20 protein-coding genes are annotated in these 21,388 nt (G+C 71.8%); 11 read left to right on the forward strand and 9 right to left on the reverse strand.

The genetic code is table 11. The features are described 5' to 3' along the window. Positions 1-97: 97 nt before the first annotated feature. Positions 98-790, forward strand: a complete 693-nt coding sequence (locus tag ACFYPG_RS28005; RefSeq protein ID WP_091407574.1) for a Crp/Fnr family transcriptional regulator — start codon at positions 98-100, stop codon at positions 788-790. Between the two features lie 136 nt (positions 791-926). Here ACFYPG_RS28005 and ACFYPG_RS28010 read toward each other — a convergent pair whose 3' ends face one another. Next, the gene (locus ACFYPG_RS28010; RefSeq protein ID WP_387354367.1) at positions 927-1,094 is read right to left on the reverse strand and encodes a hypothetical protein; all 168 of its coding nucleotides are present in this window, start codon (positions 1,092-1,094) and stop codon (positions 927-929) included. Positions 1,095-1,305: 211 nt separating this feature from the next. On the opposite strand from ACFYPG_RS28010, the gene ACFYPG_RS28015 reads away from it, so the two are divergent. Further along, a complete protein-coding gene (locus ACFYPG_RS28015; protein WP_387354368.1) occupies positions 1,306-2,526 on the forward strand; it encodes an MFS transporter in 1,221 nt (406 codons plus the stop codon). 56 nt (positions 2,527-2,582) lie between these two features. Here the strand turns inward: ACFYPG_RS28015 and ACFYPG_RS28020 are convergent, their stop codons facing one another. Further along, entirely contained in the window at positions 2,583-2,978 is a 396-nt protein-coding gene (locus ACFYPG_RS28020) for a hypothetical protein (protein WP_355007714.1), read from the reverse strand. Between ACFYPG_RS28020 and ACFYPG_RS28025 the strand changes: the two genes are divergently transcribed. Then, positions 2,977-6,468 (forward strand): adenylate/guanylate cyclase domain-containing protein, encoded by a 3,492-nt coding sequence (locus ACFYPG_RS28025; protein ID WP_387354418.1) that lies wholly within the window; start codon positions 2,977-2,979, stop codon positions 6,466-6,468. The genes ACFYPG_RS28020 and ACFYPG_RS28025 overlap by 2 nt on opposite strands. 27 nt (positions 6,469-6,495) lie before the next feature. Here the strand turns inward: ACFYPG_RS28025 and ACFYPG_RS28030 are convergent, their stop codons facing one another. Continuing rightward, positions 6,496-7,188: a lysophospholipid acyltransferase family protein gene (locus tag ACFYPG_RS28030; protein ID WP_355007715.1), complete on the reverse strand. Its 693-nt coding sequence runs from the start codon at positions 7,186-7,188 to the stop codon at positions 6,496-6,498. A gap of 465 nt (positions 7,189-7,653) precedes the next feature. On the opposite strand from ACFYPG_RS28030, the gene ACFYPG_RS28035 reads away from it, so the two are divergent. The 5 genes from ACFYPG_RS28035 to ACFYPG_RS28055 all read left to right on the forward strand — a co-directional run bounded on the left by ACFYPG_RS28035 (position 7,654) and on the right by ACFYPG_RS28055 (position 11,674). Further along, positions 7,654-8,019: a hypothetical protein gene (locus ACFYPG_RS28035; RefSeq protein WP_387354369.1), complete on the forward strand. Its 366-nt coding sequence runs from the start codon at positions 7,654-7,656 to the stop codon at positions 8,017-8,019. Positions 8,020-8,071: 52 nt separating this feature from the next. Further along, positions 8,072-8,407, forward strand: a complete 336-nt coding sequence (locus ACFYPG_RS28040; RefSeq protein WP_355007717.1) for a hypothetical protein — start codon at positions 8,072-8,074, stop codon at positions 8,405-8,407. Positions 8,408-8,453: 46 nt separating this feature from the next. Beyond that, on the forward strand, positions 8,454-8,675 hold the full coding sequence (locus tag ACFYPG_RS28045; RefSeq protein ID WP_387354370.1) for a hypothetical protein: 222 nt from the start codon (positions 8,454-8,456) through the stop codon (positions 8,673-8,675). Between the two features lie 491 nt (positions 8,676-9,166). Then, the gene (locus ACFYPG_RS28050) at positions 9,167-10,018 is read left to right on the forward strand and encodes a DUF308 domain-containing protein (RefSeq protein WP_355007719.1); all 852 of its coding nucleotides are present in this window, start codon (positions 9,167-9,169) and stop codon (positions 10,016-10,018) included. 159 nt (positions 10,019-10,177) lie between these two features. After that, positions 10,178-11,674: a trehalose-6-phosphate synthase gene (locus ACFYPG_RS28055; RefSeq protein ID WP_387354371.1), complete on the forward strand. Its 1,497-nt coding sequence runs from the start codon at positions 10,178-10,180 to the stop codon at positions 11,672-11,674. A gap of 19 nt (positions 11,675-11,693) precedes the next feature. Here ACFYPG_RS28055 and ACFYPG_RS28060 read toward each other — a convergent pair whose 3' ends face one another. The 6 genes from ACFYPG_RS28060 to ACFYPG_RS28085 form a co-directional block, all read right to left on the reverse strand. Beyond that, positions 11,694-12,488 carry an alpha/beta hydrolase gene (locus ACFYPG_RS28060; RefSeq protein WP_387354419.1) on the reverse strand — a complete coding sequence of 265 codons (795 nt, stop codon included), beginning with the start codon at positions 12,486-12,488 and terminating at the stop codon, positions 11,694-11,696. Between the two features lie 79 nt (positions 12,489-12,567). Beyond that, positions 12,568-13,974, reverse strand: a complete 1,407-nt coding sequence (locus ACFYPG_RS28065; RefSeq protein WP_387354372.1) for a flavin-containing monooxygenase — start codon at positions 13,972-13,974, stop codon at positions 12,568-12,570. Between the two features lie 117 nt (positions 13,975-14,091). Beyond that, complete coding sequence (locus tag ACFYPG_RS28070) at positions 14,092-14,784, reverse strand: endonuclease/exonuclease/phosphatase family protein (protein ID WP_355007722.1); 693 nt, start codon at positions 14,782-14,784, stop codon at positions 14,092-14,094. Positions 14,785-14,796: 12 nt separating this feature from the next. Beyond that, the gene (locus ACFYPG_RS28075; protein ID WP_355007723.1) at positions 14,797-15,744 is read right to left on the reverse strand and encodes an ROK family glucokinase; all 948 of its coding nucleotides are present in this window, start codon (positions 15,742-15,744) and stop codon (positions 14,797-14,799) included. A 74-nt stretch (positions 15,745-15,818) separates the two neighbouring features. Continuing rightward, positions 15,819-16,523, reverse strand: a complete 705-nt coding sequence (locus ACFYPG_RS28080; protein WP_355007724.1) for a hypothetical protein — start codon at positions 16,521-16,523, stop codon at positions 15,819-15,821. A 31-nt stretch (positions 16,524-16,554) separates the two neighbouring features. Next, on the reverse strand, positions 16,555-17,010 hold the full coding sequence (locus tag ACFYPG_RS28085; protein WP_355007725.1) for an SRPBCC family protein: 456 nt from the start codon (positions 17,008-17,010) through the stop codon (positions 16,555-16,557). A gap of 180 nt (positions 17,011-17,190) precedes the next feature. On the opposite strand from ACFYPG_RS28085, the gene ACFYPG_RS28090 reads away from it, so the two are divergent. The 3 genes from ACFYPG_RS28090 to ACFYPG_RS28100 are packed head-to-tail and all read left to right on the forward strand — an operon-like array spanning position 17,191 to position 21,387. Continuing rightward, positions 17,191-19,005 carry an AMP-dependent synthetase/ligase gene (locus ACFYPG_RS28090; RefSeq protein WP_387354373.1) on the forward strand — a complete coding sequence of 605 codons (1,815 nt, stop codon included), beginning with the start codon at positions 17,191-17,193 and terminating at the stop codon, positions 19,003-19,005. Between the two features lie 14 nt (positions 19,006-19,019). After that, entirely contained in the window at positions 19,020-20,711 is a 1,692-nt protein-coding gene (locus tag ACFYPG_RS28095) for a GAF domain-containing sensor histidine kinase (protein ID WP_387354374.1), read from the forward strand. Between the two features lie 7 nt (positions 20,712-20,718). Then, the gene (locus ACFYPG_RS28100; protein WP_030337723.1) at positions 20,719-21,387 is read left to right on the forward strand and encodes a response regulator transcription factor; all 669 of its coding nucleotides are present in this window, start codon (positions 20,719-20,721) and stop codon (positions 21,385-21,387) included. Position 21,388: the final 1 nt, after the last annotated feature.

The raw sequence follows: 21,388 nt of genomic DNA on the forward strand, positions 1-21,388 counted from the left end.
TACCGGACGCCGAATCGGTGTCAGTTCACCTTGTCGGGGCCCATCAGGTTCGCCCGGTGAGCGAATTGTGGTCCATGACCGGGGGAGGGGTTGGGCCGTGGAGGTTCGCCTGCCGGAGCCGGGTGACGCGCTCACGGGTGTCGAGATGTTCGCTGGGCTGGAGCCCGAGGTGCGGCAGCGCGTCATCGCGGCCGCCGTCCCGCGCACCTACCGCAAGGGCCAACTGCTCTTCGTGGAAAACGATCCCGGCGAGTCCCTGATCGTGCTGCGCCGCGGCGCGGTGGCGGTCTTTCGCACCGCACCCACCGGCGAGCGGGCCGTGCTGTCGGTTATCCGTCCACCGGACGTGCTCGGTGAGGTCTCCCTGCTCGACGCGTCCACCCGGTCTGCCTCGGCGGAGGCCATCGAGGACTGCGCGGCGCTCGCGCTCTCGCGGGGCGCGTTCATGGAGTTGGTGCACTCCAACCCCCGCATCCTGGACGCGGTGATGCGCTCACTGGGCGGGCTGATCCGCCGGCTCACCGAGCAGAACGCCGACCATGTCTTCCTCGACCTGCCCGGTCGGGTGGCGAAGACGCTGGTGCGGCTGGCGGGCGAGAGCCAGGCACCGATGATCACGATCGAGCTCAACCAGAGCCAACTGGCCGAGATGGCCGGTGGTTCCCGGCAGAGCGTCAACCAGGCGATCGGCTCGTTCGCCAGCCGTGGCTGGCTGCGCACCGAGGGCCGCCGGATCGTGGTGACCGACGTGGCCGCGCTGCGCCGCCGCGCCGGCATGGCCGACCGCTGACCGACCGGCACGTCGCTCGGGCATCCGATCTGGACAGGCCCTATCCGTCGCCACCCACTCTCCTACCCGTACGCACGGCTGCGCCGGCTGCCAGTGGCAGCCGGCGTCACCGTGCTCGCGGTTCAGCGGGTGGGGTTCAGCGGGTCGGGCCGACCCAGCGGGTCGGGCCGACCCAGCGGGTCGGCCCGACCCAGCGGGTCGCGACCGGCTGGTAGCCGGGGCCCGCCCAGAAGCCCGGTCCGGCCCAGAAGCCCGGTCCGGCCCAGCCGCTCGCGGTGGTGGTCGTCGTCGTCGTGGTCGCCATCTCGTCCTCCTGGTCGGTGTGTGGTGCTTGTTGCGCTTGTCTTGCCGAGGACGCTACGGCGTGGAGCGGTGGGACAAAATAGGACAAATCGACATCAATCACTGGCTGAAGAGCGGTTGTTGGCCCCCACACCGCGCTGACAAGGTTGCCGCGCCCGCCCCTGTTCCAGGGCCCGTGCCGACATACCCGCAGCAGTGAGGAGCCACCGGTCATGTCATTACTCCGCGGCAATGTCGCATTTCGTCGGTACTGGTCGGCACGCCTGGTGTCGTACACCGGTGACCAACTCGCCCGGACGGCGCTGCTGATCGCCGTCTACGACCGGCACGGCGGCGGCGCGGTCGCCCTGCTGCTGCTGGCCTCGACGGTGCCCCGGCTGCTCGGACCGTTGCTCGGCGCCCTGGCCGACCGCTTCGACCAACGCCGGCTGATGATCGGTTGCGACACCGCCCAGGCGTTGACGTACGTCGCCGTCGCGCTGCTCGCGCCACCCCTGCCCGTCCTGTTGGCGCTGATCACCGCGGCTACCACGGCCGCTACCGCGTTCACTCCCGCCGGACGCAGCCTGCTCCCCCGTCTGGTCGAACGCGAGCAGCTACCGGCGGCGAACGCGCAACTCGCGACGGGCGTCAACATCGGGCTCGCTGCCGGGCCAGCCGTCGGCGGCCTCCTGCTGGCGACCCTCGGGCTGACCGCGACGCTGCTCGTGGACGCGGCGACATTCGTTCTCTCCGCGTTGCTGATCGGCGGAGTCAGGGCGCTCTCGACGACCGCCGCGACCCGCCGGCCCGAGCCACTGCAGACGGTGCTGCGCGAAGGGCTGCGGGTGGTCCGAGGGCACAGCGTCGTCCGTGCGGTCTCGGTCGGGTTCCTGGTGATGGTGATGTTCGCCGCATTGGACAACCTCGCCATCGTCCCTCTCGGACGCGCCGAACTGGGCGCCACCGAGGTCACGATCGGTCTGCTGGGCACCGCCTACGGCGTCGGCATGGTGCTCGGTCCGATGTGCCTGGCGGGAACCGGCGTACGCATCCGGATGGACCTGGTCCTCTACGGTGCGCTGCTCGCGCTCGGCGCCGGAACGCTTGTCACCGGCATCAGCCCGGTGATCGCGCTCGCCATTGCCGGTCAGGCGGTGGCCGGCGTCGGCGCGGGCTGGCACAACGTCGCCGCCGACACCCTCATCCAGCAGAACGTGCCGGCCGAGCGGCTCGGCGTGGTGTTCGGCACCGTCTACATGTTCCCGTACGCGGCGGAGGCACTGGCCTACGCCGTCGGCGCACCGCTGTTGGCGATGGTCGGGCCACGATGGGTGCTGGTCATCTCGGGGTTGGGTGTGCTGGCCACCCTGGCGCTGATCGCTCCCCTGCTCACCCGGGCCCTCGGGCTACGCCTGCCGACGCCGGGCAGGTTCGCAGCGGCCAACGGGTGAGACCGCCCGACGGGTGCGGCCGGTGGACTCAAGGCCCGCCGACCGCACCCGGGCGATCAGTTCTCCGTGCTGTCGGCCGGCGGCGCACCCGGCCCCGGCCCGATCTTCTTCGGATCGGTCGGCTTACCAGCCGTGGACGTGCTCGACGAGGTGGTCGTGGTCTCCCCCGACCCGCCCGACTGACCCTCAGGCTCTTCCACCATGCCCTGCTCCTCCAGTTCGGCGAGAGTGACCGCATCGACGTCGACCGTGTCGCCCGGCGCCCAAAGCGTGCCACCCGGATCGGTCCACGAGGCGGACAGTCGTACCTGCACGGGACTCTCCCTGACATGAAACTTCCTGGTACGGAACACTAACCCCGACCGATCGATGCCGTTGCCCGCCCGCACGTCGGGTACCCGACTGGCCGACCGGCCGCGATACTGACCTCTTTCGCCCACGGAGCTGAACATCGACCTCAAGTGTGGACACTGCGCACGCGCGGCCGGGCCGGACGACCGCTTCTGCGGCGGGTGCGGCCAACCGCTGGGGGTCAACTGTGCGCACTGCGGGCACGCCAACAGCACCGAGGTCAACTTCTGCACCAGCTGTGGTCAACCGCTGCGCGACCACGCCGTAGCGGTGCAGGAGGACCGGCGTCAGGTCAGCGTGCTCTTCGTCGACATCGTGGACTTCACCAGCTACGCGGAGCGGGCCGACCCGGAGCAGGCCCGCAGTCTGCAGCAGACCTACTTCGCCACGGTGCGCCGGATCGTGCACCAGTACGGCGGGGTGGTCGAGAAGTACATCGGCGACGCGGCGATGGCGCTGTTCGGCGCGCCGGTGGCCACCGACAACGACGCGTTGCGGTGCGTCCGCGCCGGCCTGGAGCTGCAACGGAACCTGGCCCGCCAGCCCGCCGGTCCGCAGCCCCCGCTGAGCTTCCGGGTCGGCATCGCGACCGGCGAGGCCCTGGTCGACCTCTCCGCCACCCGCGACGGCGGGCAGGCCTTCGTGACCGGAGACGTGGTCAACACGGCCTCCCGCCTGCAGGGGTTCGCCCCGCCGGGCGGTGTCGTGGTCGACGAGAGCACCTGGTCGGCCACCCGACACGAGATGGAGTACGCGGACCAACCACCGGTCACCCTGCGCGGCCGGTCCGCGGTGAGCCGGATCTGGCTGGCCGTCCAGGTGCGACCACACCGGGACCCGCGCGGCGCCGAGCTGACCCCGATGGTGGACCGGGAGCACGAGCGAGGCCTGCTGGTCAACGCGCTGCACCGGATGGTGACCGAACGGACGTCCCAGTTGGTGACCGTGTTCGGCCCGGCCGGGGTGGGCAAGAGTCGGCTGTTGCGCGAGCTGGCCCGACACGCCGGCAGCCTGCCCGGCCCGCCGATCACCTGGCTCGTCGGGCAGTGCCCGCCGTTCGGCGAGAACGTCACCTGGGCCGCCCTGTCCGACATCGTGAAGACCTGGGTGGGCGTGCCGGAGGTCGACGGCCCGACCGCGCTGCGCGAACGGCTACGGTCCCGGCTGGGACAGCTCGCCGACCCGCACGCGACCCGGCTGGCAGAGGCGCTCGGCCCGCTGATCGGCGTACCCGGTGAACGGCTCACCCCCGGTGAGACCGAGGCCGCCTGGCGGCGGTTCCTGATCACCCTGGCGACGACCGGCCCGACCGTGCTGGTCTTCGAGGACATGCACTGGGCGGACCAGCAGATGCTCGCCTTCGTCGAGCAGTTGGGCGCGTCAGCCCGCGGCGTACCGCTGCTGGTCGTGGCGACCGCCCGGCCGGAGCTGCGGGAACGGCACCCGGCCTGGACCGGCACGATCAGTGGCGCGATGTCCATCTCGGTGCCGCCGATGCACGACACGGACATCGACACGCTCTACTCGCTGCTCCTCGGGCAGGCGACGCTGCCGTCCAGCTCGCGTACCCCGCTGATCGAGTTTGCCGACGGCAACCCGCTCTACGCCCAGGAGTACGCCCGGATGCTGCTGGACGGCGGCCTGCTCGACGCGGTCGGTACGACCGCCCACCCCGACCTCGACGGCGGCGCGGAGATGCCCCGCACCGTGCAGGCGGTCATCGCCAACCGGCTCGACCTGCTGGACCCGGCCGACCGGGCGGTGCTCCAGGCCGCCGCCGTGGTCGGCGTGGTGTTCTGGGCCGCGCCGGTCGCGATGGCGTTGGGACGGCCGCCGGAGTGGGTGGAGCGCGCGCTGGACCGCCTGCAACGTCGCGACCTCGTGTACGAGCAGAGCACGTCGACGATGCCCGGAAAGTCCGAGTACCGGTTCCGGCACATCCTGGTACGCGACGTCTGCTACCAGCGACTGCCCCGGGCCGAACGGGTGCTGCGCCACCAACGCACCGCCGACTGGATGGCACAGCTCACCGACGACCGGCAGTACGACCTGGCCGAGGTGCTGGCCAACCATCGCTGGGCGGCCCACGAGATCGCCCGTACGGTCGGGCTGGACACCGCCCCCTACGCCCCGTCGGCGCGGGACGCGCTGCATCAGGCGGCCCGCCGCGCGTACGAGCTGCACGCGCTGGACACCGCCGCCGCGCTGGTCGGCCGGGCGCTGGCCCTGGACGTCGGGGCGGACCCGGCGCTGGAGCTGTTCGACGCCGAGCTGGCGTTCTATCGGGACGGGGACGCCTTCCTGGTGGCGGGGGGCACGGACCTCCTCTCCCGGCTGGCCGCGCGGCTCACCACGAGCGGCGACCGGACGGGGGCGGCGCGCGCCTGGACGCTGCTCGCCACCGCCGCCTGGAGTCGGGCCGACCGGTCGGCGACCCTGCACTGCCTGGACCAGGCGATCGGCATCTACGGCGACCTGCCGGACAGTCAGGAGAAGGCGGGCGCGCTGCTGGAGCTGGCCCGAGTGCACATGCTCAACGCGGAGACCGAGCCGGCGTGCACCGCGGCACGGGCGGCGGCGTCCCTCGCCGAGCGGCTCCAGCTACGCGAGGTCCAGGCCAACGCGCGGATCACCCTGGCCGTGGCGCGCTACCTGGCCGGCTCCGCCGAGGCGTTCCCGGAGCTGGCGGAGGTGACCGAGCACTGTCGGGTGGAGCGGCTGACCAGTCGCCGCCGGGCGGTGCAGAACCTGGCCTGGGCGTTGCAGGAGGAGGGCGACCTGGCCGGCTCGGCCCGGTTGGTCGACGAGCAGCTCACCCTCGACCTGGGCGGCGAGCACAGCCTGGCCACGAGTTTCGCCGACCAGTGGGCGCGGTCGTACTACGCGGGTGACTGGACGGCGGCGCTGGCGATGGCGGCGGAGTCGACCCGGCGGCCGACAGCGGAGTGGGATCTGCACATCGTGGCGGTCTCGGGTTGGATGCGCGGTCTGGCCGGAGCCGAGATGGTCGGACCCGACGGGCCTGACGACACCGCGGGGTCGGACGCACCGGGTGGGGATCTGGTCGAGCAGGCGCTGGTCGCGGCGCGGCGTACCGGATTCCACCGGGTGCTGCGCTCCACCCTGGCGCACGCCGCCCTCTGCCGGGCGGCGCAGGGCCGCCGTGACGAGGCGATGGCGCTGCTCACGGAGCTGGACGAGGACTGGCAACGGACCCGGATGATTCCGTTCGCGGAGTGGGTGCCGGCCGTCGGGCACGTCGCCGGGGTGCTCGGCGCGGACGCGGCCCGGCTGGTCCGGCAGTTGCTCGACCGGGCGCCCCGGACGACCCCGTGGGCTCACGCGGCCGGTCAGGTCGCCGACGCCACGTTGGCCCGGCACGCCGGGGACTCATCGACGGCGGCGAACCTGCTCCGCTCGGCGGCGGCGAGCTACGCCCGGATGAGCGACGTGACCGACGAGATCATCACGCTGGCGCTGGCCATCGGCCCGCTTGCCGAGACGGACCCGCCCGCCGCCGAGGCGACCCGGGCCCGCCTGCACGACTTCGCCAGCCGCCACCACGCCCCCGCCCTGCTCCACCTGCCCTGACCGCCGACCGGGGCTGACAGCGGCGGCTCAGGCGGCCAGCGGCGTCGGGACGGGCTGCTTGAGCTTCTGGGCGTAGACGTCCACGTATTCCCGGCCGGAGAGTTCCATCAGCTCGTACATGATCTCGTCGGTGACCGCGCGCTCGACGAACCGGTCGCCGGCCAGCCCGGCGTAGCGGGAGAAGTCCAGCGGTGCCCCGAACCGGATCCGCACCCGATCGATCTTGGGGATGAGCTTGCCCGGGGGCTGGATCTCGTCGGCGTTGAGCATCGCCACCGGCACCACCACCGCGCCGCTCTCCAGTGCGAGCCGGGCCACCCCGGTCTTGCCTCGGTAGAGCCGTCCGTCCGGGGAGCGGGTGCCCTCGGGGTAGATGCCGGCCACTCCCCCGGCCCGCAGCACCTGCAACTGGGTGTCCAGGGCGGCGCGCGCGGCCCGGCCGCCGGAGCGGTCCACCGGAATCGTGCCGGTGCCCACGAAGAACATCTTGGTCAACCAGCCCTTGATTCCCTTGCCGGTGAAGTACTCGGCCTTGGCGACGAAGGTGACCTTCCGGGCTGTGATCAACGGCGTGAAGATCGAGTCGGAGAAGGAGAGGTGGTTGCTCGCCAGGATCACCGGACCGGTCGCCGGGACGTTGCGCAGGCCCTCCACCTGCGGGCGGAAGATCAGCTTGAGCAGCGGACCGAGGATGACGTACTTCAGCAGCCAGTAGAGCACCGGCGTCCCTTCCCATGGTGTGCTCGCGACAGCGCCAGCCGTCGTCGCCGACGAGCCTACGAAGCGAGCGCTCTCACCACAACGGACCAAGCTCGTGGCGGACGTATCGCCTCGACTTTCCTACCCCTTGCATGCCGCGGGCGGCTTTGAGGAACCGCGCGACGGGGCCGGCCGGGCAGCGGGCTGATGCCCGGGGCAGATTCATCTCGACCACTCAATGCGTGGCAGGCCCATGTGCCACGCATTCATTGCGCCGTAGATGTTCGCGGTCGAGCCCGGGCCAAGGCAGGGCGCTCTTCCGAGTGGGACGCCCGGACGGAACTGTTCGATCACTTGTTCCGAATGGTTCCGAACAGGCTTTCGCTTGTCCGACTGCGCCGCCTCCGCAAAAGCTGATTGCGACAGCCGCCGTCCCGCCGCGGAGGCTGTCGCAGTAATCGGCGGAGATCACAGATTGGATCTGGAATGAAGCTAAGAACTCTCGGCGCTGCCGCCACACTGACGCTCGGCTTGGGCGTACTGGCGCCCGCACCGGCACTGGCCTCGGCACATACGCCAACCGCGACGGTCACCATGTCCGTGAATTCGGCGGCGGCGCAGGCCGCCGGCCCTGACGTCGACTGCCCGCGCATCCACACGACCGGCCAGTACGCCTACACCTGGTGCCGCGTCTACGGGGGACAGGTCCGACTGCGGGCGGACTGCAACGGCGCGCCCGACAAGTACTCCGGATGGGCGGCGCCGAAGGCCGGCAATCCGACCCAACGGCTTCAAGCCGGTCCTTGCATCTTCGGCGTCGGTGGAGCCAGCAGCATCGAATGGCGTCCGTGATGCAGTCGTTCAGCCCGCATCCCAGGCGTCAGAACTTTGAAGGAGATGTTCCATGAACCGTACGCCAAAGCTAGCTGCGGCCTTGCTTCCCATCGTGGCGTCAGCCGCCATGGCGTTCGCCGGCGGCCCAGCATCAGCCGCTGAACCGATCACGGCGGCCCATGCGGACCGTGCAGGAACATCGACCACCGCGGTCTCGGAAACCCTGGCCCGATACACCGTCACCGTCCGCTGCCACGTGGTCCGCATCAAGGACACCACCGTCGTGGACGTCATTTACGGCACTGGCACCGGAACGACGTACAACAGCGCCAAACTGAACGCCGAGAAGGACGCCAACCGCAAGGTGCCGCCGGGTCACTACAAGCGCCACTGTCACCCGGTCTGACCCGGTAGCCTGGCTCCTCGGCGGTAACTCCCCCAAAGGAGGCGGTATGGTCGGGCAACCGTCCATCTGGGAACTTCGCGTCGGCATCTATGCAAGCGCAGAAGACGCCCGCGCCTTGGTGGACCAGATCGCGGCCCTGCTGTGCCCTGATGACGTCCACCCGGGCCCGTGTCCGATGCCGTGGTCCATCGACCTGCTCAGGGATACCGATCTCCCTGCTGGCCTGCACGACGGTCTCGTGGAGCAGTACCGCGTCGAACGACAATGACACCGGGTAGAGCACCAGGACGCCGGGCAGAGCCGACTGGCGGGGGTCGGAAGGGGCTGCCGCAGTTGGGCACCTGCTCGAAGGGGCCGAGCCGTTCCGACGGCTCGGCCCCGCTGCGGTCCATGATCCGCCAATACGGGGTCGGGGTCTGCGTCGGTTGGGCCATTTGACGGCGGCTTCGACTCCCACTCCGGCCCCGGCGGTCCCGCTCCAGAACCTGACCTGACGTCGCGGTCACAGCGAGATCATGCGGGCGGTCGGCGAGTCGGCGAGAAGCGCCATCCCCGGAGACCTCCTGTTGGCAAGGATTAGCAAAAACGGACATAGGCGCCCCGCCGCGACCTGCGGGAGCAGCCGTGACTTTGGAAGACGCGACACAACGCACTCCCGGAACCATGCCCTGACGTGTCACGATTCAGAGCACGGCGTGCGGACTGGCGCCGAAGGGCAGCGGTGGCCGCGCCGAAAGGCGCGTTAAGGGGGATGTCCGGGTGTCAGCGGGTGGGGCCCGCCGGGGACGGCGGGACAACGGGCTCGACGCGAACGAGTACGCCGTCGTGGGCGACGTCGATCCGCGCGTCGGTGAGCACCTGCTCGACGTGCTGGCCGCCGGTGGGATCGCCGCCTACCTCCAGCCCTCCGCCGACCTCAATCCGGTCACCCGCACCACCACGGTGCCAGCCCGGCCGGTCGACCGGCTCTACGTCGACCGCTCGCACCTGACCACCGCCCGGGACTACCTGACCCAGCTCGCCGACGAGACCGCTCCGGAGCAGCCACCGGCTCGCGACGAACCGGACATCGACGCCGAGTGGGCGCGGATCGTGGCGGGCTTCCACACCACCTCCACGCCCGGTGACAACCCGTGGCCGGCCTCGGAGGACGTGGACGAGCGGGACAACCGGGACGAGTCGACCTCCGGGCCGCTGACCCGCTCCGGCACCGACGAACCGGGTCCGACCGCCACCGACGTTCGTCGGCTGCCGTACGCGACGGACATCTCCGGAATCTCGCTGGGGCGCGGCACCCGACCGGACGAGCCGTCGCTGCTGGACGGGTTGGACACCTTCGGCGCCGACCTGCCCGACGACGAGGACGACGAGGGCTACCACCCGCCACCACCGCCGCCGCTGCCGCGGGTCAGCAAGTACGCGGTGATCGGCGTACTCGGGGTGGTCGTCGGGTTCGTGCTGTTCCTCTTCCCGTGGCTACTCCCGATCGACCGCTCGGCGGTCACGCTGTTCGGGTTCACCGGCATCCTGGCCGGTTTCGTCACGCTGATCTGGCGGCTGCGCCCCGGCGACGAGGACGAGGACGACCCGGACAACGGCGCCGTCGTCTGACGGTCGGCCCGCATCCCGAGACAGCAGCGCCCCGCCGGGCGCGTAACAGTGGTGTAACTTACTGTCAGTAGGAATACCGCTGTACGTCACTTCCCCCGCTGACTGACCGGTTTTTCCTTGCTCGCGGCGGTCAGTCCTCTGCTGATCGGAATGCCCGAGATGCGACAGAGTTCTCTCGTGGTGGTGGCCAACCGCCTCCCCATCGACGACAACCAGGCCCCCGACGGGGCCTGCGAGTGGCGGCGCAGCCCGGGTGGGTTGGTCAGCGCGCTGCTTCCGCTCCTGCGACACACCCCGGCCACCTGGGTCGGCTGGGCCGGTGGCACCGGGCCGGCCCCCGCCCTGCCGGACGTGGACGGCGTGCGGATGCACACCGTCGCGCTCACCCCGGAAGACCTGCGCGACCACTACGAGGGGTTCGCCAACGCCACCCTCTGGCCGCTCTACCACGACTCTGTGGAGCAGCCGCAACACCACCGCCGGTGGTGGGAGGCGTACCAGCGGGTCAACCAGCGCTTCGCCGAGGCGACCGCGGAGGTGGCCGAGCCGGGCGGGGTGGTCTGGGTCCAGGACTACCACCTGCAACTGGTCCCCGGTCTGCTGCGCGCCCTCCGCCCGGACCTGCGCATCGGGTTCTTCCTGCACGTCCCGTTCCCGCCGCCGGAGTTGTTCATGCAACTGCCCCGCCGGGCCGAACTGCTGCGCGGCATGCTCGGCGCCGACCTGGTCGGCTTCCAGCGGGGGCAGGCGGCGCACAACTTCGCCCAGTTGGTGACCCGGGTGCTGGAGTTGCCGGCCACCGACCGGCGGATCGGCGTCGACGACCGGGTCGTCCGCATCGGCGCTTTCCCGGTCTCCATCGACACCGCCGAAATGGCCGCGCTCGCCGACCGCCCGGACGTTGCCGCCCGGGCCCACCGGCTCCGTCAGGACCTCGGCGATCCCCGGCAGGTCGTCCTCAGCGTGGACCGGATGGACTACACCAAGGGCATCGAGCAGCGCCTCAAGGCGTACAGCGAGTTGCTCGCCAGCGGCGACGTCAAGGTCCGCGACACGGTGCTGGTGCAGGTCGCCATGCCGAGCCGGGAACGCGTCGGCCAGTACCAGATCCTGCGCGAACGCATCGAACGCGAAGTCGGCCGGATCAACGGCGAGTTCGGCCGGGTCGGTGAGCCGGCGATCCACTACCTCACCCAGCCCTTCGACCGGGCCGAGCTGGCCGCGCTCTACCGGGTCGCCGACGTGATGGCGGTGACCCCGCTACGCGACGGGATGAACCTGGTCGCCAAGGAGTACGTGGCCGCGCGGGTCGACGACACCGGCGCACTGCTGCTCAGCGAGTTCGCCGGCACCGCCGCCGAGCTGTCCCAGGCGTACCTGGTCAACCCGCACGACCTGGAAGGGCTCAAACAGGGGCTGCGCGAGGCGCTGCGGGCCGACCCGGCCGACACCATGCAGCGGATGCGGGCCATGCGCGCCCACCTGCACCAGCACGACATCCGGGCCTGGGCCCGCTCCTACCTGCGTGCCCTGGACGAGGGCGGCGCCCTGATCAGTCGCCTGACCGGCACCGACACCGACACCGACGGCGCCGCTCGGGTGCCCCGACCGGCAGCCCCGACCGGCAGCCCGGCCGGCCACCAGGCCGGCGGCTGACCGCCGGCGGCCTGGCTGCTCAGTGCGCCGCCGGCTCCTTCTCCAGCCAGTCCAGGATCGCGTCGATCGGCTCCGCCCATCGCGCGTCCAGCATCAGGTCGTGGCCCATCCCGGGGAAGAGCAGCGGGGCCGACCCGTAGCGGCGGGCCACCCGGGTCAACGCCGACGCCGGCACCACCCGGTCGTCCGGGCTGCCCAGCACCAACACCGGGGGCGTGCCCACGGCCGGCTCGGCCTCCGGCTCGCCCAGCAGCGCCCACTGGGCCCGCCGGCCCGCCCGACCGAGGCGTCCCACATACCGCCGGGCCTCCTCGTCGGGCAACTCGCGGCTGAACAACTGCCCCCGGTTGAGCCGCAACGGCCCGCCGAACACCGCCGGCAACGTACCCGCCGGGTTGCGGCGCAACGCCGCGCCCAGCACTCCCCAGCCGCCGAAGACCGGCGCCACCAGCACCGCGCCCCGCGCCGGGTAGCGGGCCAACGCGTGTGCCACCACCAGCGCCCCGGCGCCGTGCCCCACCAGCACCGCCTGCCGCGGCAGGCTCGCGGCCACCTGGACCACGTCGTGGGCGTACGCCCGCAGCGTCGCCTCCGGCGCCGGCTCGCTGCCACCGTGCCCGCGCAGGCTCACCGCGTACGCCGGGAACCCCCGCGACGCCACGTGACCCAACCAGTGCTCGGCGAACGCCCACGCGCCGTGCCCGAACCCGGGTACGAACAGCAGCGGTGGCCGCCCCTGCTCCAGTTCGGGGACCGCGCTGAGCACCTCCCGCCGGGCCGGCCGGACCGGCCGGGACCACTCCCGACCCCGCATGATCCGCAGCTCGCTACTCGCGCTCACCGTGCCAGCCTTTCGTTCGCGACTGCGGGGCTCGCAAGCTCGCTACTCGCGCTCACTTGCCCTCCAGCTCGACCAGGGCGCGTTGGATGGCGCGCAGATAGTCGGCGTGCCCGACCTCGAACCAGTGCCGACTGCTGTCCTTGACCGGCCCGGAGTACCGCTCCCCCGCCCGGTCCCGCACCCGGGCCGCGAACGCAGTGGCCCGATCCGGCCGGTCCCGGCGGGCCTGGAGCAGCCGGGCGAAGAGCACCGTCTGCCAGTGCGACAGGGTGAACAACCCGGAGTCCGGTTGCAGCAGGCCGGCGACGGCCAGGGTCGGGTGCCCCGGCGTGAACGCGTTGAGCCACAGCGTGGGCCGGCCCGCGCCCGCGCTGTCACCGAACACCGACGCGTCGAGGAACTCGAAGCGCGGCAGGTAACCGGTGGCGAAGACGACCACCTCGGGGTCGATCTCGCGGCCGTCGGCCAACTCCACCGCGTACGGGTGGAACCGGGCGACGTCCGGCACGGGGCCGATCCCGCCGTGGCCCACGTAGTACACGAGCTGACTGTTCGCGATCGGGTGCGTCTCGTACACCCGGTGGTCGGGCTTGGGCAGGCCGAAGCGGGTCAGGTCGCCGACGGTCAGCCGCAGCGTCCAGTGGTAGAGCCACTGCCGTACCCGCAGCGGCACCCGCAGCGCCAAGAGGGTGTCGTTCACCTGGTCGGCGGGGCGACCGAGCACGTACTTCGGCGCGTACCAGTAGCCCCGGCGGGTGGAGTGCCAGCAGCGCGACGCCTGCTGGGCGGCCTCGACGGCGATGTCGCAGCCGGTGTTGCCGGCGCCGACCACCAGCACCCGCTTACCGCGCAGCTGCGCCGGGTCCTTGTAGGACGAGGCGTGCATGATCTCGCCGCGGAACTCCTCCAGGCCCTCGTAGCGGGGCAGCTTCGGCGACCAGTTGTGGCCGTTGGCGATCACCACGGCGGCGTACCGGGCGGTGCGCTCGGGGCCGTACCCGCCGGTGGAGCGGGTGGTCACGTCCCACCGGTCCCCCTCGACGGGCTCGACCCGGATCACCTCGGTGCCGAACCAGATGTGCGAACGCAGGTCGAAGTGGTCGGCGTACCGCTCGAAGTAGGACAGCAGCTGGCCGTGGTGCGGGTAGTCCGGCCAGGAGTCCGGCATCGGGAAGTCGGGGAACTGGGTGAACGGCTTCGACGAGATCAGGTGGGTGCTGGCGTACACGGGGCTGCGGTCGTGCCGCCAGTTCCAGGCGCCGCCGACGCCCGTCTCCCGCTCGTAGCAGTCCACGCCGAACCCGTGCTCACGCAGGTTCTTGATGGCGGTCAGCCCGCTGGCCCCGGCCCCGATGACGCAGACCGTGTCGCCCCGGTCGGAGACCGGGCGCCCGTCGCTGTTCGCCGTGGGCGAGGTCGCCTCCGGGTCGGGCCGGCCGTGGTCGGTGGAGGTGGACACCGGGGACATCTCCTTTTGGTACGGCAGGCGTGCCGGTCGCCGCGAAATCCTCTCCACAACCGGGCCGGATGTCCAGTCCTGAACCGGAGACGCCGACGGTCGAGCCGGGGTCGGGGGTCAGCCGGTGGCAGGCAGCAGCAGGTCGACCAGGACCGGGAAGTGGTCGCTGGCCCGGCGGGTCTGCGGGGTGTCCACCACGTCGTAGTCGACCACTGTGATCCTCGGGTCGACGAAGAGCGCGTCGATGCGTCGGCGCGGGTCGGCGCAGGAGTAGGTGAGCCGCTCGGCCCGGTCGGCCGCCACCGCCGCGTCGGTCAACCCGCGCGACACGGTGGCCCAGGCCGGCCCGTCCGGACCCTCGTTGAGGTCCGCCCCGGCCAGCACCGGGCTGGTCGCCGCGTCCAGACCGCGCTTGAACTCCGTGGCCTGCGAGGGCCGCTCGGCCGGGTCGGTGGACAGGTGCGAGCCGGCGAGGGTGAACCGGGCGTCACCGACGCGGCAGTCGGCGTACGCGGCGCCGCGCAGGTGCCGGCCGGGGGTCAGCGGAAAGCGCTGGCAGCGGGTGCCGAGCACCTGGACCCGCAGGCTGGTCAGGAGCAGGTTGCCCAGCGCGGGCAGCCCACCGGCGGCCACCACCAGACCGAACGACTCGGCCAACGTGGCGGACTTCTGCCGCCACCGGAACCGGCGCGGCCCCTCCTGCACGATCACCACGTCCGGCGTCGCGGCCCGGACCACGGCCGCCAGCGCGGCGGTGTCGTCGCGCTGGCTGTGGACGTTGTACGACACCACGCGCAGCGGCACACCCATCCCGGACCCGCCTCAGATCCGGCGGGCCAGGTCGGCGGCGCCGATCACCCCGGCGCTGTTGCCCAGCTCCGCCGGGAGCACCTCGGCCACCGGCAGACGACCCCGCTGGGCGAGCGCGTCGAGGTACGAGCGGCGGGTGGGGCCGAGCAGCAGGTCACCGGCGTCGATCACGCCGCCGCCGACCACCAGGGTCTGCGGGTCGAGGATCTGCGCCATGTCGGCGAGGCTGGTGCCCAGCCACCGGCCGATCTGGGCGAACGCCTCGGCGGAGACCGGGTCGCCGCCCTGCGCCGCGGCGGTCACCATCGGGCCGGTGATCGCCTCGGCCTCACCGCCGGCCAGCTTCAGCAGTGCGGTGGCCCGGTTGGGTTCCTGCCGGGCGCCGGCCCGGGCGAAGCGGACCAGGGCGCTGCCGCTGGCGTACTGCTCGATGCAGCCCAGCCGACCGCAGCCACACTGGTGCCCGTCCGGCACGGCCAGCATGTGGCCCAGTTCCGCGGCGATACCGTGCGCGCCGCGCATCAGGTCGCCACCGAGGACGACGCCGCCGCCCACACCGGTGCCGATGGTGAACATGATCATCGAGTCGTCGGCGTCGCGGGCGGCGCCGTAGCGGAACTCGGCCCACGCGGCGACGTTCCCGTCGTTCTCCACGATCACGGGCAGCCCGATTGCCTCGCTGACGTACTCGCGCAGCGGTTCGTCACGCCAGGCCAGGTTGGGCGCGAAGAGCACAGTCGAACGGCTGGCGTCGATCCAACCGGCCGCGCCGATGCCGACGGCCTCGATGGTCCGCCCGGCAGCCAGTTCGCCGACCAACTCGATGATGACGTCGCGGGTCTTGGCCACGTCATCGGCGGGAGTGTCCCGTCGGGTCTGCACGAGGACCGTGCCGGTGTCGTCCACGACACCGCCGGCCACCTTCGTGCCACCGACGTCGACTCCGATGGTCAGCGTCACCGCTACCGCCCCCCTCTGCTGCTGTCCGGCCCGGGTCCCGGCCCAGTGCCGGTCCGGGTCGGAAGGTCCCGCGCTCAGGCGCCGTCGCCCGATGCTTCCGCGTCGGCGTCGTCGGGCACCCGCGATGCGGGCACCACGGGACGGGTGGTCGGCGCCGGTACGGTCGCCGTCCCGGCCTCGTCGACGGGTGGTACGGCGGCCGGGGCGAGTGGGTCCGCCGTCCGGGTGGCGACCGACCAGACATCCCGTTCCGGCGCCGGCTGAGAATCATGCCCGGTACGGGTGGCATCGCGCCACACGTGCTCGTCGAGGGTCGCGGTGGGCCGGCCGCTCGGGGGTGGCTCGGGGAGCACGTCGTCGGTGCTCGCGGCGGGTGCCGGTGAGGACGGGGTGGCCTGCTCGGCGGCCGGCTCGGCGGTCCCCGCCGCGGATGGTTCCGCCGGGGAGAACGCGCGGAGCAGGCTGGCGACACCCGCGGCGAGGTCACCGGCGCCAGTCGCGAGCCGTTCGGCGAATTCCGGACTCGGGTCCCGCAACGCGGCGATGCCCCGACAGACCGGGCAGACGCAGCATTCGGCCGAACCGGTGGCGAAAGCACCACCGGTGCCGGAGCGGGCGTCCGGACCCGCGCTGTGACCGAGGACACCGGACAGCATCCCGCCCAACGAGCCGAACGCGCCGCCCGCCGAGCCGGCGGAGGCCAGTCGCGCCCCTGCCAGCAGGGTGGCGACCAGCCGCTCCGCCTCTTCCCGGGCCGAACCCGGATCCGTTCCGCCCACCGTCGGCTCCTCTACCGTGCCACCGGACACGTCACTGCGCCGCACCGGTTGCTTCTACCCGGCGCTTGAGCTGCTTCAACGCGGTGTCCATGATCATCTTCTCGGCTTTGCGCCGAAACATCCCGAGCATGCCGACCGACAGGTCGACCTCCAGCGTGTAGGTCACCGTCGTGCCGCCGTCCGGGTTACCCACCAGGTCGTACGAGCCACGCTGGGCCTTCTGCATCTTCGAGGGGGCGACAAGGTGCCACTCGATCCGGGACAGGTCCTCGGCGTACTCGTAGGCGAGCACGTACTCGTCGGCCATCACCCCGGCGTCGATGGTGAAACGCACCTGACTGGCGTAACCGTCCTCGTACTCCTCGATCACCTCGGCGCGACGCACCGCGTCGGTCCACTCCGGGTAGCGCGCGAAGTCGCAGATGACCGCCGTCACCCGATCCGGTGCGGCGCCGATGATGATCGACTGGGTGGAGGAGTCCGCCATGGGGGGCAGGCTACCCGGCGAGTACCGCCCGGCACGCTGCGCCGCCCCCGGCGCTCGGCAGGACCCATACCCGCTGGCCGTTAGCAGGGTGCCCTTCCTCACCGGGTAGGTTTCGACACAACCGACGCCCAGCCCGACCAGCCCGACCAGCCCCACCAGTGCGAGCACGAAGGAGTGCAGGTGCGCGAGTTCTCCGTCCCACCGATCGTCACCGTTGGCGACGCGGCCAACCTCACCGATCCGGTCTGGGACAACGCCGAAGTCGCGCCCGACGCCGTCCAGTTCGCCCGCCCCACTCCGCGCGCCGACGGCACCGTCACCGAATGGACCGAGGTGACCTGCCTCCAGTTCCGCGACGAGGTGGCCGCCGTGGCCCGCGGGTTGATCGCCGCCGGCATCGAACCGGGCGTCCGGGTCGGGCTGATGAGCCGCACCCGTTACGAGTGGACGCTGCTGGACTACGCCATCTGGGCCGTCGGCGCGGTGACAGTGCCGATCTACGAGACGTCCAGCGCCGAGCAGGCCGCGTGGATCCTCGAGGACTCCAACGCGGTGGCAGTCGTGGTGGAGAGCGAGGCGCACGCCGCCCTGATCGCCGGTGTCCGGCACCGGCTGCCCGAGCTGGGTCAGGTCTGGCAGATCGACAGCGGCGGAGTCGACGAGCTGGTCACCACCGGTGCCACCGTCGAACTGGCCGAGGTCGAGCTGCGGCGCAAGGCCGTCCGCGCCGGCGACCTGGCCACGATCATCTACACCAGCGGCACCACCGGCCGGCCCAAGGGTTGCGTGCTCACCCACCGCAACATGTACGCCGACATCGCCAACGCGGTACCGGTGCTGCCGAACCTGTTCAACGCCGGCGCGAGCACCCTGCTCTTCCTCCCGCTGGCGCACGCCTTCGCCCGGCTCATCCAGATCGGCGTCGTGCAGGCGCGAGCCACCATGGCGCACTGCGCCGACACCAAGAACCTGGTCGCCGAGCTGCAGGCGTTCCGGCCGACCTTCGTGCTCTCCGTACCCCGGGTCTTCGAGAAGGTCTACAACGCCGCCAAGCAGAAGGCCGAGGCGGACGGCAAGGGCGGCATCTTCGCCCGCGCCGAGCAGGTCGCCATCGCGTACAGCGAGGCGCTGGAGACCCCGGGCGGGCCCGGCCTGGCGCTGCGCGCCCAGCACGTGGTCTTCGACCGGCTGGTCTACCGCAAGCTGCGCGCCGCGCTCGGCGGACGGTGCCGGGACGCGATCTCCGGCGGCGCGCCACTCGGCGCCCGGCTCGGCCACTTCTTCCGGGGCATCGGCGTGACGGTGCTGGAGGGCTACGGCCTCACCGAGACCTCGCCCGCCGCCGCCGCGAACCTGCCCAGCGGCACCCGGATGGGCAGCGTCGGCCGTCCGCTGCCCGGCGTGACAGTGCGGATCGAGGACGACGGCGAGATCCTGCTCTCCGGCGAGCTGATCTTCCAGGGTTACTGGCGCAACGAGACCGCGACGACCGAGACGATCAGCGCCGACGGCTGGTTCCGCACCGGCGACCTGGGCCAGCTCGACTCCGACGGCTACCTGAGCATCACCGGCCGCAAGAAGGAGCTGATCGTCACCGCCGGCGGCAAGAACGTCGCCCCGGCGGTGCTCGAGGACCTGGTCCGCGCGCACCCGTTGATCAGCCAGTGTGTCGTGGTCGGTGACGCCAAGCCGTTCATCGCGGCGCTGGTCACCGTCGACGAGGAGGCGCTGCCGACCTGGTTGGAGAACGCCGGGTTGCCCCTCGACACCACCGTCGAGCAACTGCGCGAGCACGAGGGCCTCCGCAAGGAGATCCAGGCCGCGGTCGACGCCGCGAACCAGGCCGTGTCGAAGGCCGAGGCGATCAAGGTGTTCCGGGTCCTGCCTCACGACTTCACCGAGGCGACCGGCGAGCTGACCCCGTCGCTCAAGGTCAAGCGCCAGGTTGTCCACAAGACGTACGCGGCGGAGATCGCCGATATCTACCGAGGCTGACTACCATCCGTCACGTGCCCGCATCCACAGCCACCGCCCCGCACCCGCATCCCCTCGCCGCGGCCGCCCGCGTGGTGATGCTGGCCCTGGTCGCCATCCTGACCCTGTTCGCCACCCGCGACGTCACCCAGCTGTGGTGGATCGCGCTGCTGGCGGTGGCCGGGCTGCCGTCGCTGCTGGCACCGCAGCACCGGCTGGTCGGCCCGCTGAGCCGGGTGGCCGAGGTGGTGGTGCTGGGGCTGGCCGCGAGCCACGTCGCCGCGGTGGCGTCCATCGGTGGCACCGTCGACGGCCTGGGCGCCTCGGCGGTGCTGCCGTACCTGGCGGTCCCGGTGACCGTCACCGCGCTGCGCCGCCGCTTCCCGGAGGGTGCCGCGCTGCTCGTGGTCACCGCTGCCACCCTGCTGCTCAGCGGCGCGCTGACCCGGGTCGACGGTGATCTTCAGCTCGGCCAGCCGGGTTACCTCGCGGTCTGCGCGCAGTGGCTGATCCTGGCGGCGTTGGGGCTCTACGCCGCCGGCACTCTGCACCGGGTGATGGCGGTGCGCGGTGAGGGCAAACCCCAGCCGTACGCCGAGGCGACCAGGCTGCTGACCCAACTGCGGACGGTGGCCCGGCAGCTGCCCGGAGCGACCCTGGACCCCGGCGGCATCTCCGAGCACCTGCTGGAGGAGCTGCGGACGGTGGCCCGCGCGGACCGGGGCGCGGTGTTGTCGGCCAGCGGCGGCGGTCGCCTCGTGGTGCTGGCCCAGGCCGGCGTCGACCGGGTGGACTGGGAGACGACGCTGGACGCGGACTCGGCGATCGCCGACGCCTGGGCCACCCAGCAGGCCACCACTGCCGCCCGGTCACAGTCCCGCTCGCACCGCGGCGGCGACGTGTCCGCGCTGATCGTCCCGCTGGTCGCCGGGGTCCGGACGGTGGGGCTCGTGGTGCTGGAGGCCGACGCCACGCAGGCGTACCCACCGCCGGTGGTGTCCCGGGTGACCGCGCTGACCCGCCCGGCCGCGCTGCGGCTGGAGGCGGCACTGCTCTTCGACGAGGTGCGCTCGCTGGCCACCAACGAGGAGCGGCAGCGGCTGGCCCGGGAGATCCACGACGGGGTGGCCCAGGAACTGGTGATGGTCGGCTACGGCATCGACAACGCCCTGGCCACCGTCTTCGACGACGCCGACGAGACCGCCGAGGCCCTGCGTACGCTGCGCGGCGAGGTCACCCGGGTGATCCAGGAGCTGCGGCTGAGCCTCTTCGAGCTGCGCAGCGAGGTGGACCGGCAGGGTGGGTTGGCCGCGGCGATCGCCGAGTACGCGCGCACCGTTGGCGCGTCCGGCGGGCTGCGGGTGCACCTCTCGCTGGACGAGTCCACCGCCCGGCTGCCGGCCGCCACCGAAGCCGAGTTGCTGCGCATCGCGCAGGAGGCGGTGACCAACGCGCGCAAGCACGCCGGGGCGTCGAATTTGTGGGTCACGTGCGAGATCGACCCCCCGTACGCGCAAATAGAAGTGTCGGATGACGGTCAGGGGATGGCTGACCAGCGCCCGGACGGACGGTACGGTCTTGCGATCATGGCCGAGAGGGCGGAACGTATCCGGGGCCGGTTGGAGATCAGGCCGCGGCAACCCAGCGGCACGACCGTGGCGGTGGTTCTCGGCACCTCAGCCCGGCGCGATAACGTGCGCGGCAGCGCAGCACCAGAAGGGGAGTAACCCGAGGATGACCACAAGTCCGATACCGGCCACCCGTACCAAGGTCCTCCTTGTCGACGATCATGACCTGATTCGCAAGGGTTTGCGGCACGCCTTCGAGCGCGACCGCCAGTTCGAGGTCGTCGGTGAGGCGGCCACGGCGGCGGAGGGAGTACGCCAGGCCGGCGCCTTGCAGCCGGACGTGGTGATCATGGATCTGCGGCTGCCCGACGGCAGCGGCCTGGAGGCCACCCGCGCACTGCGTAAGTCCAGCGCGTCGATGGGCATCGTGGTCCTGACCATGTATGCCGGCGACGACCAGCTCTTCGGCGCCCTGGAGGCCGGCGCGAGCGCCTTCGTGCCGAAGACCGCCCCGGCCGACGAGGTGGTGGCTGCCGCACGGCACGCCGCCTCCTCCCCCAGCGCGTTCACCGCGGCCGACCTGGCCGAGGCGATGAAGCGCCGGCTCGCCCCGTCCGGCCCGCAGCTGTCTCCCCGGGAGGGGCAGGTGCTGCGGCTACTCGCGGACGGCATGAGCGTGGCGGGCATCGCCAAGCAGCTGTTCGTCAGCGAGTCCACGGCGAAGACGCACATCTCGAAGCTCTACGAGAAGCTCGGCGCGGCCAACCGGGCTCAGGCCCTGATGACCGCGTTGCGGCTGGGCCTGCTCGAGGCACCGGACGCGCCGAAGTTCTGAC

Origin of the sequence: Micromonospora sp. NPDC005553 (genome assembly GCF_042871765.1) — a bacterium.
Lineage (GTDB): Bacteria > Actinomycetota > Actinomycetes > Mycobacteriales > Micromonosporaceae > Micromonospora.

Excerpts from the sequence above, each read along its gene's own strand:
- ACFYPG_RS28020 (WP_355007714.1), bottom strand. The coding sequence starts at position 2,978 with ATGTTCAGCTCCGTGGGCGAAAGAGGTCAGTATCGCGGCCGGTCGGCC.
- ACFYPG_RS28085 (WP_355007725.1), bottom strand. The coding sequence starts at position 17,010 with ATGGCGGACTCCTCCACCCAGTCGATCATCATCGGCGCCGCACCGGAT.
- ACFYPG_RS28035 (WP_387354369.1), top strand. The coding sequence starts at position 7,654 with ATGAAGCTAAGAACTCTCGGCGCTGCCGCCACACTGACGCTCGGCTTG.
- ACFYPG_RS28040 (WP_355007717.1), top strand. The coding sequence starts at position 8,072 with ATGAACCGTACGCCAAAGCTAGCTGCGGCCTTGCTTCCCATCGTGGCG.
- ACFYPG_RS28060 (WP_387354419.1), bottom strand. The coding sequence starts at position 12,488 with ATGCGGGGTCGGGAGTGGTCCCGGCCGGTCCGGCCGGCCCGGCGGGAG.
- ACFYPG_RS28055 (WP_387354371.1), top strand. The coding sequence starts at position 10,178 with ATGCGACAGAGTTCTCTCGTGGTGGTGGCCAACCGCCTCCCCATCGAC.
- ACFYPG_RS28015 (WP_387354368.1), top strand. The coding sequence starts at position 1,306 with ATGTCATTACTCCGCGGCAATGTCGCATTTCGTCGGTACTGGTCGGCA.
- ACFYPG_RS28070 (WP_355007722.1), bottom strand. The coding sequence starts at position 14,784 with ATGGGTGTGCCGCTGCGCGTGGTGTCGTACAACGTCCACAGCCAGCGC.
- ACFYPG_RS28100 (WP_030337723.1), top strand. The coding sequence starts at position 20,719 with ATGACCACAAGTCCGATACCGGCCACCCGTACCAAGGTCCTCCTTGTC.
- ACFYPG_RS28045 (WP_387354370.1), top strand. The coding sequence starts at position 8,454 with ATGGTCGGGCAACCGTCCATCTGGGAACTTCGCGTCGGCATCTATGCA.
- ACFYPG_RS28010 (WP_387354367.1), bottom strand. The coding sequence starts at position 1,094 with ATGGCGACCACGACGACGACGACCACCACCGCGAGCGGCTGGGCCGGA.